1 protein-coding gene is annotated in these 248 nt (G+C 43.5%); it reads left to right on the top strand.

Going from position 1 to position 248, the window contains the following annotated elements; translation table 11 throughout:
- The coding region (locus tag AAEY88_RS14885) for a response regulator (RefSeq protein WP_350563637.1) at positions 1 to 248 on the top strand (248 nt) is incomplete at both ends.

Here is a 248-nt window from a genome sequence, read left to right as displayed (position 1 = left end):
AAAGTATTGTGTATTGATAATGAAGATGCCATTCTCGCGGGGCTAGAGTCGTTATTAAGCCGTTGGCAATGTGAAGTTATTTGTGCCAAAGATCTTGCCGATGCACGGATTAAATTAGGCCTTAAAGGCGTTGCTCCAGACATCATGTTAGCTGATTATCACTTAGATGATGACCAAAATGGTATTGATGCGATGAATGGCATCCGCAGCCGATATGGTGAGCATTTACCCGGGATCTTGATTACCGC

It is taken from the genome of Psychrobacter sp. CAL346-MNA-CIBAN-0220 (genome assembly GCF_040309805.1).
In the GTDB taxonomy this organism is placed as follows: domain Bacteria; phylum Pseudomonadota; class Gammaproteobacteria; order Pseudomonadales; family Moraxellaceae; genus Psychrobacter.
This window is presented reverse-complemented; position numbering and strand designations above follow the sequence as displayed.